The organism is Enterobacter sp. 61D5, from assembly GCF_034107965.1.
Lineage (GTDB): Bacteria > Pseudomonadota > Gammaproteobacteria > Enterobacterales > Enterobacteriaceae > Enterobacter > Enterobacter cloacae_M.
The window spans coordinates 183788-201329 of record NZ_JAWNFK010000024.1; the positions used below are offsets into that span (position 1 = coordinate 183788).

Annotated in this window: 16 protein-coding genes and 1 other annotated feature; of the genes, 4 read left to right on the top strand and 12 right to left on the bottom strand. The window is 55.2% G+C overall.

Annotation, left to right across the window (positions count from 1 at the left end; genetic code table 11):
- Positions 1 to 55: 55 nt before the first annotated feature.
- Entirely contained in the window at positions 56 to 1969 is a 1914-nt protein-coding gene (dnaK, locus tag UTM25_RS20390) for a molecular chaperone DnaK (RefSeq protein WP_023310346.1), read from the bottom strand.
- A gap of 296 nt (positions 1970 to 2265) precedes the next feature.
- Between dnaK and satP the strand changes: the two genes are divergently transcribed.
- Complete coding sequence (satP, locus tag UTM25_RS20395) at positions 2266 to 2832, top strand: acetate uptake transporter (RefSeq protein WP_023334461.1); 567 nt, start codon at positions 2266 to 2268, stop codon at positions 2830 to 2832.
- Here the strand turns inward: satP and UTM25_RS20400 are convergent.
- The 3 genes from UTM25_RS20400 to tal form a co-directional block, all read right to left on the bottom strand.
- Complete coding sequence (locus tag UTM25_RS20400; protein ID WP_194400797.1) at positions 2809 to 4131, bottom strand: MFS transporter; 1323 nt, start codon at positions 4129 to 4131, stop codon at positions 2809 to 2811. The genes satP and UTM25_RS20400 overlap by 24 nt on opposite strands.
- A gap of 121 nt (positions 4132 to 4252) precedes the next feature.
- Positions 4253 to 4840, bottom strand: a complete 588-nt coding sequence (mog, locus tag UTM25_RS20405) for a molybdopterin adenylyltransferase (RefSeq protein WP_023310343.1) — start codon at positions 4838 to 4840, stop codon at positions 4253 to 4255.
- Positions 4841 to 4950: 110 nt separating this feature from the next.
- A complete protein-coding gene (gene tal / locus UTM25_RS20410) occupies positions 4951 to 5904 on the bottom strand; it encodes a transaldolase (protein ID WP_023334458.1) in 954 nt (317 codons plus the stop codon).
- A gap of 262 nt (positions 5905 to 6166) precedes the next feature.
- Here tal and UTM25_RS20415 point away from each other — a divergent pair, with 262 nt between their 5' ends.
- Complete coding sequence (locus UTM25_RS20415) at positions 6167 to 7597, top strand: alanine/glycine:cation symporter family protein (RefSeq protein ID WP_194400798.1); 1431 nt, start codon at positions 6167 to 6169, stop codon at positions 7595 to 7597.
- Positions 7598 to 7663: 66 nt separating this feature from the next.
- The gene (gene yaaA / locus UTM25_RS20420; protein ID WP_023310340.1) at positions 7664 to 8437 is read left to right on the top strand and encodes a peroxide stress protein YaaA; all 774 of its coding nucleotides are present in this window, start codon (positions 7664 to 7666) and stop codon (positions 8435 to 8437) included.
- A gap of 32 nt (positions 8438 to 8469) precedes the next feature.
- Here yaaA and UTM25_RS20425 read toward each other — a convergent pair whose 3' ends face one another.
- The 7 genes from UTM25_RS20425 to yjjY all read right to left on the bottom strand — a co-directional run bounded on the left by UTM25_RS20425 (position 8470) and on the right by yjjY (position 15300).
- Positions 8470 to 8772 (bottom strand): DUF2502 domain-containing protein, encoded by a 303-nt coding sequence (locus tag UTM25_RS20425; protein WP_039260862.1) that lies wholly within the window; start codon positions 8770 to 8772, stop codon positions 8470 to 8472.
- Positions 8773 to 9029: 257 nt separating this feature from the next.
- Positions 9030 to 10316, bottom strand: coding sequence for a threonine synthase (gene thrC, locus UTM25_RS20430; protein ID WP_194400799.1), 1287 nt, complete (start codon positions 10314 to 10316; stop codon positions 9030 to 9032).
- 3 nt (positions 10317 to 10319) lie between these two features.
- Positions 10320 to 11249 (bottom strand): homoserine kinase, encoded by a 930-nt coding sequence (gene thrB, locus UTM25_RS20435; protein ID WP_194400801.1) that lies wholly within the window; start codon positions 11247 to 11249, stop codon positions 10320 to 10322.
- Position 11250: 1 nt separating this feature from the next.
- Positions 11251 to 13713, bottom strand: coding sequence for a bifunctional aspartate kinase/homoserine dehydrogenase I (gene thrA, locus UTM25_RS20440; RefSeq protein ID WP_045355097.1), 2463 nt, complete (start codon positions 13711 to 13713; stop codon positions 11251 to 11253).
- Positions 13714 to 13737: 24 nt separating this feature from the next.
- Positions 13738 to 13855 (bottom strand) — a sequence feature (Thr leader region).
- Positions 13794 to 13862, bottom strand: coding sequence for a thr operon leader peptide (gene thrL, locus UTM25_RS20445; protein WP_015572623.1), 69 nt, complete (start codon positions 13860 to 13862; stop codon positions 13794 to 13796). Its footprint overlaps the feature before it by 62 nt.
- A gap of 211 nt (positions 13863 to 14073) precedes the next feature.
- The gene (locus UTM25_RS20450; RefSeq protein WP_032642639.1) at positions 14074 to 14760 is read right to left on the bottom strand and encodes a tRNA/rRNA methyltransferase; all 687 of its coding nucleotides are present in this window, start codon (positions 14758 to 14760) and stop codon (positions 14074 to 14076) included.
- 399 nt (positions 14761 to 15159) lie between these two features.
- On the bottom strand, positions 15160 to 15300 hold the full coding sequence (gene yjjY / locus UTM25_RS20455) for a protein YjjY (RefSeq protein WP_085928893.1): 141 nt from the start codon (positions 15298 to 15300) through the stop codon (positions 15160 to 15162).
- Between the two features lie 95 nt (positions 15301 to 15395).
- On the opposite strand from yjjY, the gene arcA reads away from it, so the two are divergent.
- Positions 15396 to 16112, top strand: coding sequence for a two-component system response regulator ArcA (gene arcA / locus UTM25_RS20460; protein ID WP_003856501.1), 717 nt, complete (start codon positions 15396 to 15398; stop codon positions 16110 to 16112).
- A gap of 45 nt (positions 16113 to 16157) precedes the next feature.
- On the opposite strand, the gene creD is transcribed toward arcA, so the two are convergent.
- On the bottom strand, positions 16158 to 17510 hold the full coding sequence (gene creD, locus UTM25_RS20465) for a cell envelope integrity protein CreD (protein ID WP_194400803.1): 1353 nt from the start codon (positions 17508 to 17510) through the stop codon (positions 16158 to 16160).
- Positions 17511 to 17542 lie beyond the last annotated feature (32 nt).

Here is a 17542-nt window from a genome sequence, read left to right on the forward strand (position 1 = left end):
GGGCGTGGAGAATTCTCCTACGCCCGTGCCGATTAATTACCCTGCATCAGGGCGATTATTTTTTATCTTTAACTTCTTCGAACTCAGCGTCGACAACGTCGTCGTCTTTCGCGTTGTTCGCTGAAGCGTCAGCGCCCGCCTGCTGTTGAGCGTGCTGCTGCTGAGCGATTTCCATCAGCTTCTGAGAAGCCTGCGCCAGTTCCTGCATCTTCGCTTCGATGTCCGCTTTGTCTTCACCTTTCAGTGAGGATTCCAGCGCACTCAGTGCAGCTTCGATAGCAGTCTTGTCTTCCGCTGGCAGTTTATCGCCTGCTTCTTCAACCTGCTTACGGGTGCTGTGCAGCAGATGGTCACCCTGGTTACGAGTCTGAACCAGCTCTTCGAACTTACGGTCGGATTCCGCGTTAGCTTCAGCATCGCGAACCATTTTTTCGATTTCCGCTTCGTTCAAGCCAGAAGATGCCTTGATGGTGATCTTCTGCTCTTTACCGCTGTTTTTGTCTTTCGCAGACACGTGCAGGATACCGTCAGCATCGATGTCGAAGGTCACTTCGATCTGTGGCATGCCGCGCGGCGCCGGGTTAATACCGTCCAGGTTGAACTGACCCAGAGATTTGTTATCCGCCGCACGCTTACGCTCACCCTGAATCACATGGATGGTTACCGCAGACTGGTTGTCTTCAGCGGTAGAGAACACCTGGCTGTGTTTCGTAGGGATGGTGGTGTTTTTGTTGATGAGCGCAGTCATCACACCGCCCATGGTTTCGATACCCAGAGACAGCGGGGTAACGTCCAGCAGCAGTACGTCTTTAACTTCACCGGTCAGTACGCCACCCTGAACCGCAGCGCCGATCGCGACCGCTTCGTCCGGGTTAACGTCTTTACGTGGCTCTTTACCAAAGAACTCAGCCACTTTCTTCTGAACCATTGGCATACGGGTCTGACCACCCACCAGGATAACGTCCTGGATATCGGATACGGACAGGCCAGCGTCCTGCAGGGCAACTTTCAGCGGCTCGATAGAACGGTTCACCAGGTCTTCTACCAGGCTTTCCAGTTTCGCACGAGTCACTTTGATGTTCATGTGTTTAGGACCGGTCGCGTCTGCGGTGATGTACGGCAGGTTCACGTCGGTCTGCTGAGCGGAAGACAGCTCGATCTTCGCTTTCTCAGCGGCTTCTTTCAGGCGCTGCATGGCCAGTGGATCGTTACGCAGGTCAATGCCCTGATCTTTCTTGAACTCGTCAACGAGGTAGTTGATCAGACGGGTATCGAAGTCTTCACCACCCAGGTGGGTATCACCGTTGGTTGCCAGAACTTCGAAGGTTTTTTCGCCGTCAACTTCGTCGATTTCGATAATAGAGATATCGAAGGTACCACCACCCAGGTCGTAAACCGCGATAGTACGGTTGCCAACTTCTTTATCCAGACCGTAAGCCAGTGCAGCAGCGGTTGGTTCGTTGATGATACGTTTTACTTCCAGACCTGCGATACGGCCAGCATCTTTGGTTGCCTGACGCTGAGCATCATTGAAGTACGCAGGAACGGTGATAACAGCTTCAGTTACCGGCTCACCCAGGTAATCTTCAGCGGTTTTCTTCATTTTTTTCAGCACTTCAGCAGAAATCTGCGGTGGTGCAGTTTTGGTGCCTTTCACATCAAGCCATGCATCGCCGTTATCTGCCGCGATGATTTTGTAAGGCATGATGGAAACGTCACGCTGAACTTCTTCGTCCTGGAAGCGGCGGCCGATCAGGCGTTTAATCGCAAACAGGGTGTTTTGCGGGTTTGTCACTGCCTGACGTTTAGCCGGCTGACCAACCAGAGTTTCACCATCCTGGGTATAAGCAATGATAGAAGGCGTGGTGCGATCGCCCTCGGCGTTCTCCAGCACGCGTGCAGTAGTGCCATCCATAATCGCTACACAAGAGTTGGTAGTACCCAGGTCGATACCAATAATTTTACCCATCTAAACGTCTCCACTAAAAATTCAGTCAACATGTGGTTGTGTACCTGTAATAAGGGCAGAACGTGCTTTTTCAACTGCCCAGATTTGATTTTTTTCAGGTCCACACACTGCGGTTGACTACAAGATGGGGTCGCGACGGCATCCATCAAGGGGCAAGCATAAAAAAAATTTTAATTTCACCCTGATGAGATCATAGACGCCATCGATTGCGCCCATTATGATGCCGCGCCCAGTCAGGGAGAACTGACGCGGGTTTAACCATTTCACCATATTAATGATGATTTTTTTGAGGACTTATGGGCAACACTAAGTTGGCTAATCCGGCTCCGCTGGGCCTGATGGGTTTTGGCATGACCACTATCCTGCTGAACCTGCACAATATCGGGATGTTCCCGATGGATGGCATCATCCTGGCGATGGGCATTTTTTACGGCGGTATTGCGCAAATCTTCGCGGGCCTGCTGGAATATAAGAAAGGCAATACCTTCGGCTTAACCGCCTTCACCTCTTACGGTTCTTTCTGGCTGACCCTGGTTGCCATTCTGCTGCTGCCTAAAATGGGCATGGCAGACGCGGCAAACGCCCACTTCCTGGGCGTTTACCTGGGCCTGTGGGGCGTCTTCACCCTGTTCATGTTCTTCGGTACCCTGAAAGGTAACCGCATGCTGCAGTTCGTTTTCCTGAGCCTGACCGTGCTGTTCGCCCTGCTGGCGATTGGACACCTGGTGGATAACGAAGGCATCGTTCATGTTGCAGGCTGGATTGGTCTGGTTTGCGGCGCAAGCGCTATCTACCTCGCAATGGGTGAAGTGCTGAACGAGCAGTTTGACCGCACCATTCTACCGATTGGTGAAAAACACTGATCCCTCTGTCGTGTCCGCCCCGCGGGCACGACATCCCCCCGCCTGACGAAGCCAAAATCCTAATACCAGCCCCATCAGCGAGAGCGCGAGTACATACCAGGCTGGCGCCATCGGCGACACGCCCATCAGCACGGTAACCGCAATCGGCGTCAGCCCGCCAAAAATGGCATACGACACGTTATAGGAAAATGAGATCCCGGTGAAGCGTACCTCCGGCGGGAATGCGCGGACCATCACGTACGGTACCGCCCCGACAACGCCCACGCACAGCCCTACAGTGCCGTACAGCAGGAACAGCTGTTCAGGATGGCTGCCCGCCAGATGGTAAAACGCCCAGCTTGATGCGGCCAGTAACAGGCTGCCGACGATAAAGGTAACGCTGGCACCGAAACGATCTGCCGCCAGTCCGGCGACAAGACAGCCAAAGCAGAGCATGATTGTCGCGATACTGTTCGCCTGTAGCGTCACGGAAGGAGCGAAACCGTACTGCTTTTGCAGCCACACCGGGGACATCAATATCACCACCACAATGCCCGCCGAGAGCAGCCAGGTGAGCAGCATCGACACCACCACCGCTTTTTTATGGCGTACCACGACCGCCTTCACCGGCAGCTCCTGCGCCAGCGCTTTGCGCTGCTGCATCTCGAGGAAAATCGGCGTCTCCTGCAGCCAGCGGCGCAGGTACATCGCGACCAGACCAAACGCCCCGCCCAGCAGGAACGGAATACGCCAGCCCCAGTCGTGCACGGCCTGCTGCGTCATGCTGGTGTTTACAATTGTCGCGACGACGGAACCGAGCAAAATCCCTACCGTTAACCCCGCGGTTAAGGTTCCGCAGGCGATACCAATGCGCCGCGCCGGAACATGCTCCGCGACAAACACCCATGCGCCCGGCACTTCACCGCCAATCGCCGCCCCCTGAAGGACGCGCATCAGCAACAGCATCAACGGAGCAAGAATGCCCATCGAGGCATAGGTGGGCAGTAGACCAATGGCCAGCGTCGGCACGGCCATCAGCAGAATGCTAAGGGTAAACATCTTCTTGCGCCCGACCAGATCGCCAAAGTGGGCCATGATAATGCCGCCCAGCGGACGCGCCAGATATCCGGCGGCAAAAATGCCGAAGGTTTGCACCTGACGCAGCCATTCCGGGATATCCGTCGGGAAGAAGAGCTCTCCCACCACGGCGGCGAAGAAAACAAAGATGATGAAGTCGTAAAACTCCAGCGCGCCGCCTAAGGCCGCGAGCGTGAGAGTTTTGTAGTCCTGTCGATTCAGAGGTCGGGTGTTATGTGACATAGCGAACCATTTGCGTGTATTGTGGATTTATTTTTACAGCAATCGTAAAGAAAAAATTACTATACCGTAAAAGCTTTACCACGCTATCGCCGCTTCAGCTAATGCCACATATTGGTTAATTTCAGGAGATTGTTTCGCGACGTGCGTTTTTCGGGCGAAAAGCTGCTACTACTTTCTCATCGGTTTCTACATAGGGGCCGTCAAGCAGCTGTATACAATACGGTACACTTGCAAAGATGCCGTGAACGAGGACGCTGCCATCTTCCGCCTTCAGCCCTTCCAGCGTCTCTTTGATCGACTTCGGCTGCCCCGGCAGGTTCAGAATTAACGCCTGCTTGCGGATCACTCCCACCTGGCGGGAAAGAATGGCCGTCGGGACAAAGTGTAGACTGATCTGGCGCATCTGTTCGCCGAAGCCCGGCATTTCACGATCGGCGATCGCCAGCGTTGCGTCCGGCGTCACGTCGCGGCGCGCGGGGCCGGTTCCGCCCGTCGTCAGAACAAGATGGCAGCTCATCTCATCCACCAGCTCGCAGAGCGTCTGCTCGATTATCGGCTGTTCGTCAGGGATCAGGCGGGTCTGAATGTCAAAGGGGGTGGTCAGCGCGCTGCCAAGCCACTCTTCCAGAGCAGGGATGCCTTTATCCTGGTAAACGCCGCTGGAGGCGCGGTCAGAAATCGACACTAAGCCGATGCGTAAGGTATTCATATCCATTCCATTCAAAAAGTACTGATTAAAGGGAATGATACACGCAGAGAGGAGATTCAGACAGGGTACGAAAGAAGTCGCGTGACCGGGAGCCCGGTCACGCAGAATGATTACAGCAGATCGCCGATCATTTTTTCCAGTTTGCCCTGGTCAACAGCAAACTTACGGATACCGTCCGCCAGTTTGTCTACCGCCATTGGATCCTGGTTGTGCTGCCACAGGAACTCGGATTCAGTGATGCGCTCTGGGCGTGCTTTCACTTCACCGGTGTAAGACAGTTTACGCTCCAGGGTACCTTCGCTTTCTGCCAGCTCTTTCAGCAGCGCAGGGGCGATGGTCAGGCGGTCACAGCCAGCCAGCTCGATGATTTCACCGACGTTACGGAAGCTTGCGCCCATAACCACGGTCTCATAGCCGTGCTGCTTGTAGTATTCGTAGATTTCAGTAACAGAAACCACGCCTGGATCTTCAGCCGGTGCGTATTCTTTCTTATCGGTGTTAGCTTTGTACCAGTCCAGAATACGGCCCACGAACGGAGAAATCAGGTATACGCCTGCTTCTGCACATGCACGCGCCTGCGCGAAGGAGAACAGCAGGGTCAGGTTACAGTTGATACCGTCTTTTTCCAGCTGCTCTGCCGCGCGGATACCCTGCCAGGTAGAAGCCAGTTTAATCAGGATACGGTCGTTGCTAATGCCAGCGTCGTTGTACATTTTGATCAGACGTTTCGCTTTGGCGATAGACGCTTCGGTGTCGTAGGAGAGACGTGCATCCACTTCGGTAGAGATACGGCCAGGCACCAGTTTCAGGATTTCCAGACCGATGTTCACTGCCAGTTTGTCGGTGGCATCCACAACCTGCTGCGCGCGGTCGTTGCTCTGTGCTTTCGCCCAGGTCACTGCGTCGTCAATCAGTTTGCGATACTCAGGGATCTGTGCGGCGTTAAGGATCAGAGAGGGGTTAGTTGTGGCATCCTGCGGCTGGTACAGCTTCATCGCCGCGATATCTCCGGTGTCAGCTACGACAGTGGTGAACTGACGAAGGGAGGTCAATTTATCCGTCATGATAGTGTTTCTCTTTTAACGTGCCCTGGATAATTCACGCTACCGACAGCATGCCTGCAGCGGAACAATGACAGGTTTACTTGTTAGGGGGATGTAACCGGTCTGCCCTGATGATAACACGAGTGAGAGGCAGCGCAACCGCAGACAGTGCGCTTAGGTAGAGTATGGTAAACTCGAAAGATTAACAGGCTGCTAAGCAACAGCATGCCCAATCAGTGGTAGCGCTTACATATTCATTTTGGCATCAACAAGAGGGACGTTAATGCCTGATTTCTTTTTCTTTATTAACGAAGTCCTGTGGGGTTCGATAATGATTTACCTGCTTCTGGGAGCAGGTATTTGGTTTACGCTACGCAGTGGGTTTATCCAGTTTCGTTATATTCGCAAGTTTGGCAGAAGTCTGAAAAACAGCGTTACGCCCCAGCCGGGCGGATTAACGTCGTTCCAGGCACTCTGTACCAGCCTGGCGGCACGCCTCGGCAGCGGGAATCTGGCGGGCGTTGCGCTGGCCATCAGCGCCGGTGGGCCAGGCGCGGTCTTCTGGATGTGGGTGACGGCGCTACTCGGGATGGCCACCTCCTTTGCCGAAAGTTCGCTCGCCCAGCTTTATAAAGAGAAAGATAAAAATGGCCAGTTTCGCGGCGGTCCTGCCTGGTACATGGCGCGTGGCTTAGGGATGCGCTGGATGGGCGTTCTGTTCTCGCTTTTTTTACTGCTCGCGTACGGCCTTATTTTTAATACCGTCCAGGCAAATTCTGTCGCCAATGCCCTGCGCTATGCCTTCTCCTGCCCGGAGTGGATCGCCGGTATCGTGTTAGCCCTCGTCGTTTTGCTCACCATTTCAGCCGGTCTCAGGGGCATCGCCCGCCTGATGCAGTGGCTGGTTCCCGTTATGGCGCTGCTTTGGGTTGCCGCGAGCCTGTTCGTCGCCGCACTGCATATCGACCAGGTGCCGGGCGTGATTGCGACCATCGTCAAAAGCGCTTTTGGCTGGCGCGAAGTGGCCTCCGGGGCGCTGGGTTACACCTTTAGCCAGGCGCTGATGGCGGGTTTTCAGCGGGGCATGTTCTCCAATGAAGCCGGAATGGGATCAACCCCCAACGCGGCCGCTGCCGCCTCTTCCTGGCCGCCGCACCCGGCCGCACAGGGAATTGTGCAGATGATTGGCGTCTTTACCGATACCATTATCATCTGCTCCGCCAGCGCAATGATTTTGCTGCTGGCAGGCCCCGTCCCGCATTCTTCTGGTACCGCCGGGATACAGCTTCTCCAGCAGGCGCTGGTGAACCTGACCGGCGGCTGGGGAGCAGGATTTGTCTCGCTCGTCCTGGTGCTGTTTGCCTTCAGTTCGATTGTGGTGAATTACCTCTACGCTGAAAATAACCTTATCTTCCTGAAACTCGACTCCCGCGCCGCAATCGGAACCCTGCGTCTCGCGGTCATATTGATGGTCATCGCTGGCTCCTTCCTCAGTATGCCGCTGGTCTGGCAGCTGGCCGATATCATTATGGCGCTGATGGCGATCACGAACCTCACCGCTATCCTGCTGCTCTCACCCGTTGTGACCCTGATTGCCAGAGACTATCTGCGTCAGCGCAAACTCGGCGTTCCGCCGGTATTTGATCCCGCCCGCTATCCCGACGTTAAGGCGCAGCTTGCCCCCGGCACGTGGGATGATTTGCCGCGGCAATAACAGCTTTCGATCAATTCAGGGCGATTTTTTGCTAAAGTCGCTCTAAATTTCCTGCAAGGACTGGATATGCTGATTCTGATTTCACCTGCAAAAACGCTCGACTACCAGAGCCCGCTCGCCACCGAGCGCTATACCCAGCCTGAACTGCTGGACTACTCTCAACAGCTGATCCGCGAAGCGCGTAAGCTCTCTGCGCCGCAAATCGCCTCGCTGATGAGCATCAGCGACAAGCTGGCCGATCTTAACGCGACCCGCTTTCACGAGTGGCACCCGGATTTCACCCCGGCGAACGCTCGCCAGGCGATTCTGGCGTTTAAAGGTGATGTCTACACCGGCCTGCAGGCAGAAGATTTTAGCGAAGCCGATTTCGATTTTGCCCAGCAGCATCTGCGCATGCTGTCGGGTCTGTACGGCGTACTGCGCCCGCTGGATCTGATGCAGCCGTATCGTCTGGAGATGGGGATTCGCCTGGAAAACGCCAAAGGCAAAGACCTGTACCATTTCTGGGGCGATATCATCACCGACAAGCTTAATGCGGCGCTGCACGCACAGGGCGATAACGTGGTGATTAACCTGGCGTCCGATGAATACTACAAGTCTGTGAAGCCGAAAAAGCTGGATGCCGAAATCATCAAGCCGGTTTTCCTCGACGAGAAGAACGGTAAGTTCAAAGTGATCAGCTTCTACGCCAAGAAAGCGCGCGGCCTGATGAGCCGCTACATCATCCAGAACCGCCTGACGAAGCCGGAGCAGCTGACCGCCTTTAACAGCGAAGGCTATTTCTTTGACGAGGCATCGTCAGGGAAAGGCGAACTGGTGTTTAAGCGCCACGAGCAGTAAAAACAAACCCCGCCAGCTGGCGGGGTTTTGCATTAGTGGTGTTTCCAGTCCGGGCCGCGATCGTCGCGGCGGTCATCGTGGTGATGGTCATCGTGACGATCGTCGTGTTTACGATGCTCATCATGTGGACGCCAGTGGTTATCACGCCAGTCATAATGCGCCTTCCACCAGTCGTGGTCGCGCCAGCGGCCGCCGTCCCAGTAATGCCCGTTGTTATCCTGGTCGCCAATCTGCAGTTTGACCGCCGGTACGAGGGTAATTTCAGATGCCTGAACCGCCATGGGGGCGGCCAGCACCAGTGAAAGCGCGATGAGTGCAGGTTTCAGTGTAGACACAGGTGACTCCTTATTCTTCTTGCCCAACGTGGGCCGATGTAAGGAGAGTACGCGAGGGGAACGGGGGATGTTATTCTCTGCAATCCTAAACGCTAAGTGACCGCATTTATTGGGAATTTCTGCTTTTTTCCTGCTTTATTCCTCCTTAATTTCTTCACAAAAAAAGCCGGGTGGCAGCTACGCCTTACCCGGCCTACGATTAGGTCGTCGTGGTCGTTGTAGGCCCGGTAAGGCGTAGCCGCCACCGGGCAACACAATCACGCGCGGGTCATCATCAGCTTACGCAGCGCGGCAAAATCTGCGGGCAGCTCATGTGACAGCAGCGGCAGGTCGGCGCGCTCGGCCAGCTCTTTCGGTAGCGGCAGCGTTTCGCCCAGGATCGCTTCCACGCTCTCTTTGAACTTCGCCGGATGCGCGGTGCCCAGGAACAGGCCATATTCACCCGGGTTAAGCTGGTCGCGCAGCGCGCGGTAGGCAATCGCCGCGTGCGGTTCAGAGGTATACCCCACCGCCTTCAGCTCGCGCATGGTCGCTTTGGTGGTTTCGTCCGTCACCGAGGCGTAGCCCAGGTCACCCAGACGCCAGATCTTACGGCGGAACAGCTCTTCAACGCGCGGCCAGTTGTTCGGCTGTGACACATCCATCGCGTTGGAGAGCGTCGCCTGCGTGGCGTTCGGCGCCCACTTCCCGTCTTTCAGGAAGCGCGGCACGGTGTCGTTGGCGTTGGTCGCCGCGATAAAGCGTTTCACCGGCAGACCCAGGGATTTCGCCAGCAGACCTGCCGTCAGGTCACCGAAGTTACCGCTCGGCACGGAGATCACCAGCTGGTTACGCGCTTCCTGCGGCAGCTGCGCCACTGCTTCGAAGTAGTAGCAGATCTGCGCCAGCAGACGGCTGATGTTGATGGAGTTGGCAGAGTTCAGACCCAGAGCCACCTTCAGCTCTTCGTCATCGAAGGCCTGCTTGACCAGCGCCTGGCAGGCATCAAAATCGCCGTCAATTGCCACGGTTTCAATGTTGCCGCCGAGCGTACAGAACAGTTTTTCCTGCAGCGGGCTGATTTTGCCTTTCGGATAGAGGATCACCACGCGGACGTTTTTCAGGCCGTAGAACGCATGCGCGACCGCCGCACCGGTATCGCCGGAGGTCGCGGTCAGGATGGTCACCGGTTTGTCGCCGCTGATGTGGGTCAGCATCTGCGCCATAAAGCGGCCGCCGAAGTCTTTAAACGCCAGCGTCGGGCCGTGGAAAAGTTCCAGGCAGCCAACGTCAGGCTCAACCTGCTTAACCGGCGCCGGGAAAGCGAACGCCGCACGCACGCGCTCTTCCAGCAGCTCCTGCGGGATTTCGTCGCCGATAAACGCAGACAGAATTTTGGTGCTGCGGGTGACGAAGTCCTGTTTCAGCAGCTCATCAATCTCGGTCAGCTGGAATTCCGGCAGGTCATGCGGGAAGAATAGCCCCTGATTTTTGCCCAGCCCCTGAGTTACCGCCTGCGCGAAGCTGACCTGCTCGTTATGATCTTTAAGGTTATAGAGTTTCATTAATTATCCCAGTACTCGTGCGCCAGCCGTGTCCAGACGGCAAATATGAACAAAGCCTTCCTGATTTTGCAGGTAGTGTTTAGAGAGCCAGTCCGCCACGCGCTGCGCGGTGTCAGGCTTGTCGCACAGGGCGAACAGCGTCGGGCCGGAGCCGGAGATGCCGCACGCCTGCGCGCCGATATCCATCGATGCCTGTCGCGCCTCATTAAAGCCAGGCAGCAGCTTCGTGCGGTACGGCTCGGCAATGACGTCCTTCATCAGCTTCGCCGCCAGCTGCGGCTGACGGGTGTAGCAGGCGTGGATAAAGCCCGCCAGATGACGCCCGTGGGCGATACAGTCCTGACGACGATACTGCGCGGGCAGGATCGCACGCGCTTCCGCGGTAGAGACCTTAATACCCGGATAGGCCAGCACCCACAGCCACTCATCAAACCCTGGCACCTGCTGGCTGATGATGCCATTTTCTTCGATCATCAGCTGCATGCCGCCGAGGAAGCACGGCGCGACGTTGTCATAGTGAATGCTGCCGGAGATGCGCCCTTCCAGCTCGCCCATCAACCCCAGCAGGCGGTTGTTGTTTAGCGGCTTGCCGCAGTGCTCGTTCATTGCTACCAGCGCGGCGACCACCGAGCAGGCGCTGGACCCCAGACCCGAGCCAATCGGCATACTTTTTTCCAGCGTCATGGCAACCGGCACGTTTTTACCGATATCCTGACAGAAGCGTTCCCAGCACTGATAGACGATATTCTCGCGCGGGTCGGACGGCAGTTTGCTGGCGAAGCGGCCCACGTTGTTCAGGCTGAAGCTGTCTGCCGCTTCCACCGTGACCGTATCGCCCAGCAGCGAACCATCCACCGGCGTCACCGCCGCACCCAGCACGTCAAATCCGACGCTCATATTCGCGCTGGAAGCCGGGGCATAAACTTTGACCATGTTAAACTCCTAACTTCCATGACAGGGTACGCAGCAGATCGGCAAACACACCCGCCGCCGTAACATCGTTCCCTGCACCATAGCCGCGAAGCACCAGCGGCAGTGGCTGATAATAGTGGCTGTAAAACGCGAGGGCGTTTTCGCCGTTTTTGACTTTGTACAGCGGGTCGTTGCCATCCACTTCGGCAATCTTCACCCGGCACACGCCATCTTCTTCAATGTTGCCAACATAGCGCAATACCTTACCTTCATCACGGGCTTTCGCAACGCGAGCGGCAAAAGCGTCGTCAAGCTGCGGCAAATTTGCCATGAATGCAGCGACATCACCGCTGCTGTCAAATTCTGCTGGCAGCACGGGTTCAATCACGATATCGGAAAGCTCAAGCTCACGGCCCGTTTCACGGGCGAGGATCAGCAGCTTGCGCGCCACGTCCATACCGGAAAGGTCGTCACGCGGATCCGGCTCGGTATAGCCTAGCTCGCGCGCGGCGCGGGTGGCTTCCGACAGACTCATCCCTTCATCCAGCTTGCCGAAGATAAACGACAGCGAGCCGGAGAGAATGCCGGAGAAACGCTGCAGTTCGTCGCCCGCGTTCAGCAGGTTCTGCAGGTTCTCGATAACCGGCAGGCCGGCACCCACGTTGGTGTCGTACAGGAACTTGCGGCGCGACTTGCTCGCCGCCAGACGCAGCTGGTGATAGTAATCCATCGACGAGGTGTTGGCCTTTTTGTTCGGCGTCACCACGTGGAACCCTTCGCGCAGGAAGTCGGCGTACTGATCGGCCACCGCCTGGTTCGAGGTACAGTCGACGATCACCGGGTTAAGCAGATGATACTCTTTCACCAGGCGGATCAGGCGCCCCAGGTTGAACGGCTCTTTCGCCTCGTTCATCTCGGCCTGCCAGTTTTCCAGGTTCAGACCGTGAACGTTAGTCAGCAACGCTCTGGAGTTGGCAATCCCGCAGACGCGCAGATCGATATGTTTCTTCTTCAGCCACTCCTGCTGACGCTTCACCTGCTCCAGCAGCGCGCCGCCCACCCCGCCGACGCCAATCAGGAACAGCTCGATAACCTGGTCGGTGTTGAACAGCATCTGGTGAACCACGCGTACGCCGGTGGTGGCGTCATCGTTGTCCACAACAACAGAAATTGAACGCTCTGACGAGCCCTGAGCAATCGCCACGATATTGATATTGGCACGCGCCAGCGCGGCAAAGAACTTGGCGGAGATACCGCGCAGCGTGCGCATGCCGTCGCCGACCACGGAGATAATCGCCAGGCGTTCCTGAATGGCGAGCGGCTCCAGCAGCTCTTCTTTGAGTTCCAGATAGAACTCGTCCTCCAGCGCGCGGCGGGCGCGCAGGCAGTCGGCCTGCGGCACGCAGAAGCTGATGCTGTATTCGGAAGAAGACTGGGTAATCAGCACCACCGAGATACCGTTGCGTGACATAGCAGCAAAGACGCGCGCCGCCATGCCGACCATCCCCTTCATCCCCGGACCGGAGACGCTGAACATCGCCATGTTGTTGAGGTTGGAGATGCCTTTGACCGGCAGACCGTCTTCATCGGTACTCGCGCCAATCAGCGTACCCGGCGCCTGCGGGTTACCGGTGTTTTTAATCAGGCAAGGGATCTGGAACTGGGCAATCGGGGAGATGGTACGCGGGTGAAGCACTTTGGCGCCGAAGTAGGAAAGCTCCATCGCTTCCTGGTACGACATCGACTTCAGCAGTCTGGCATCGGGTACCTGGCGCGGGTCGCAGGTATAAACGCCGTCGACGTCAGTCCAGATTTCACAACAGTCCGCGCGTAAACAGGCGGCCAGCACGGCGGCGGAGTAGTCGGAGCCGTTACGGCCCAGCACCACCAGCTCGCCCTTCTCGTTACCGGCGGTGAAGCCTGCCATCAGGATCATGTGGTCAGAAGGGATTTTGCTGGCGGCGATACGGCGGGTTGATTCGGCAATATCAACGGTGGATTCGAGGTAGTGGCCCACCGCCAGCAGTTTTTCAACCGGATCGATTACGGTCACGCTATGGCCGCGCGCTTCCAGCACGCCGGCCATGATGGCGATAGAGAGTTTTTCGCCCCGGCAGATCAGCGCCGCGTTGACGCTGTCCGGGCACTGGCCGAGAAGGCTGATGCCGTGCAGGACATGTTTGATTTGCGCGAATTCCTGCTCAACGAAGGACTTCAGCTGAGCGTGCGGGAAGCCAGGCAGCGCCTCTGCCAGCCCTTGCAATAAATCAGCGAAGATACGTTCTGCGTCGCTGATGTTCGGGAGTGCATCCTGGCCACCGATGGTTTTTTCAATCATCGCCACCAGATGGTTCGTGATTTTTGCCGGGGCAGAGAGCACGGTAGCAACCTGCCCCTGCCTGGCGTTGCTTTCCAGGATATCGGCAACACGCAGAAAACGTTCTGCATTTGCCACTGATGTACCGCCGAACTTCAACACTCGCATGGTTCTACCTCGTTTCCTTTAGCCGAAAAAAAAGCCCGCACTGTTCAGGTGCGGGCTTTTTTTTGTTTTTCCTGTACGCGTCAGCCCGCATCGTTACCTGTGGTAATGATGATGGTTGTGGTAATGGTGGTGATGCTGATGCGTTTCATGGATGTTGTGTACTCTGTCATTATTATCTGTCTGTCCTGTATTCTTTTAGGGTTAAAGGATCGGGCACCTTAAGTCAACGAATTTTTAATTTGATCACAATTCGGGAGACTCTCACCTCCCGCTGTTTGCAGATTTATTTTCATCCGATTCGCCCATATGCAACCCATCAGGACAGACTTATTCTCCATAGTAAAAAATTATGACAGGATTTTACTCCGCTAATTTTTTTTCAATATCGTGCAGCAAACGGTGCAGCATTGCGGTGTCCCGCTGCTCAAGACGGCCCAAACGCTGCTGCAGCCAGTCAGCCATTTTCTGATCGTCCGCTACCCCCAGCTGAGACAACAGTTGCTCAACGCGTGCCCGCAGCGCAGCCAGCTGATTTTCATTTGCCCCTTCAGCCTGAGGTTGGGGGATTTGTATTAAGGAGGCTAATTGATAGCAGTAGACCATGACCGCCTGGCCCAAATTCAGGGAGGGATAATCGGCTACCATCGGCGCACCGGTAAGAACGTCCGCCAGCTCCAGCTCTTCGTTGGTTAATCCGGAATCCTCGCGACCAAACACCAGCGCGGCTTTATCCAGCCACTGGCTTTTCTCACTCAGCATCGGCACCAGCTCCGCTGGAGTGGCATAGTAATGGAACTTCGCCCGGCTGCGCGCGGTGGTCGCAACGGTAAAAGAGATGTCGTGCAGCGCATCAGCAAGCGTCGCGTAAGTGGTTATATTATCGAGAATATCGCCTGAACCATGTGCCACCCAACGTGCCGCAGGCTCCAGATGAGCCGTGCTGTCCACAATACGTAAATCGGTAAAACCCATGGTCTTCATGGCACGCGCGGCAGCGCCTATATTTTCTGCTCTGGCTGGGGCAACCAGTACAATCGACAGATGCATTTATGCTCTCTTTTTAATCAGTTAGCCGGTAAAAATGTGATGCACTTCAACATATTACGCAGCGCGAATTTACAAAATTGCAACACAAATCACCGAAATAGCGTTTCATAACAAATTAAAAACGCTAAACTATTCCTTGTCTGAACAATCAGTTAGAATGTTAACAGAACACTATTATCCCTATGTTTTATAATGATAATGGCAACATGAATACCCTATTCTGATTGGATTCGCTTCGTTTATAAATCAATGTCCGCAACTAGTTGGTTTATTGAAAAATTGTGACAAAGGCTAGCATTCCGCTACGATGATTTCATCAAACTGTTAACGTGCTACAATTGAACTTGATATATGTCAACGAAGCGTAGTTTTATTGGGTGTCTGGTGTCACTTAGCCTGTTATGTTGCTGTTAAAATGGTTAGGATGACAGCCGTTTTTGACACTGTCGGGTCCAAAGGGAAAGTACCCAAGACCAAGCTAATGATGTTGTTGACGTTGATGGAAAGTGCATCAAGAACGCAATTACGTACTTTAGTCACGTTAAGCCGATCATGTTAATTTGCGACATGCATCAGGCAGGTCAGGGACTTTTGTACTTCCTGTTTCGATTTAGTTGGCAATTTAGGTAGCAAACATGCAGACCCCGCACATTCTTATCGTTGAAGACGAGTTGGTAACACGCAACACGTTAAAGAGCATTTTCGAAGCAGAAGGCTACGATGTCTTTGAAGCGACCGATGGCGCAGAGATGCATCAGATCCTTTCTGAAAATGATATCAACCTGGTGATCATGGATATTAACCTGCCGGGCAAAAACGGTCTTCTTCTGGCGCGCGAACTGCGCGAGCAGGCGAACGTCGCGTTAATGTTCCTTACGGGCCGTGATAACGAAGTTGATAAAATTCTTGGCCTGGAAATCGGTGCGGATGACTACATCACCAAGCCGTTCAACCCTCGCGAGTTAACCATTCGTGCACGCAACCTGCTGTCCCGCACCATGAACCTGGGTACGGTCAGCGAAGAGCGCCGTAGCGTTGATAGTTACAAATTCAACGGCTGGGAACTTGATATCAATAGCCGTTCGCTGATTAGCCCGAACGGTGAGCAGTATAAACTGCCGCGCAGTGAATTCCGCGCGATGCTGCACTTCTGCGAAAACCCGGGAAAAATTCAGTCCCGTGCAGAACTGCTGAAGAAAATGACCGGCCGTGAGCTGAAACCGCACGACCGTACCGTAGACGTCACCATCCGTCGTATTCGTAAGCATTTCGAATCAACGCCAGATACGCCGGAAATCATCGCCACGATCCACGGCGAAGGGTACCGTTTCTGCGGTGACCTGCAGGAGTAATCCGGCAGTAAATGCAGTAAAAAACGGCGCATTAGCGCCGTTTTTTTATTTCCAGATTCGCATCGTGTCGTCATCTGGCTCTGCTGGAGGTTCAGCCCGCTTTGGCTGAGAGAGCGAGTACCAGTCGAAATGCCGGGTCAGGTACATCACGGCGAACAGCGCCAGGGCGAGAACCGCAGAGCCTAACAGCAGCGCGCTATCCTCCGAACGCAGCAGGAACCACATCACGACATCCAGCCCGAGCAGCGCCAGCACAAACAGCCCGCTGCGCTTCCAGCTTTTCAGCACGGCCTGCAGGTACATTCCGTTCATCGCTGCGCCAACCAGGCTTGCAACAACCCAGGCTGGCGTAAACCCGACGTGTTCAGACAGCGCCAGCAGCACCAGATAGAACAGGACCAGCGACAGCCCCACCAGCAGATACTGCATTGGGTGAAGGCGTAATCCGGTTAAGGTTTCGAAGACGAAGAAGGCCATAAACGTCAGCGCAATCAGCAAAATGGCGTACTTGATCGCACGGTCAGTCAGCTGATACTGATCGGCGGGCGTGGCTACCGTGACGCTAAAGGCCGGGAGTGCCTCCCACTCCGGCGACTCCTTGTCGTAGAACCAGCTCTCAAGGTTATTCGCAAACCAGCTGCTCTGCCAGTTCGCCTGGAAACCAGACTCACCTATTTGATGCTTAACAGGGAGATAATCGCCCATAAAACCCGGATGCGGCCAGTTGCTGTTGAGCGTCATTTCGCTATTACGCCCTACCGGCACCACCGCAAAACTGCCGGTTCCTGCCAGGCTGAGGGACATCTCAAGCGCAAACGTTTTGGCTTCCAGCGCTTTGTCGGTCAGCGGGATGTGGATCCCAGCAAGCGCCCCGTAGACGCCTGAACCGGGTTCCACGCTTAGCGTCTCACCATTGATTTTAGAGATACTGACCGTGCCAATACCCCGCGCATCGCCAACGCCCGTCACGATAAACGGCTGCCCTGTCGCGATCGTTTCCCCTTTCAGCTGCTTCAGCTCTTCGGCATTAAACTGCGCTTTTATCTTCAGGTCAGTGTTCCAGATTTGCCCGTCGTAGATGCCAATATTACGGGACTCCACGCGCTGGTTACCTTCCACAACCAGAGATTCCGGCAGAATGAAATGCATATAGCTTTTCTTGTATTCGACCTTCTTCTCGTCCTCTATCTTGTAAAAGATCTCCGTCATCGGAATCGCAATCATCGGGCCGACCAGCTTTTGCGGCCCGCTGGTACTCTGGCGTAGCGTATTTTCGACATCGTTGCGATAGCTCTCCCGCTCTGATATCAGATTACTGACCATAAACAGCGGAATTAACAGCAGCAGGATGCACCCCAGCAGGGTGCTTACTTTCCAGAACAGGGGGGATTTCATCATTACGTCTCCTTTGTGATGGGGAGAGCGTAACC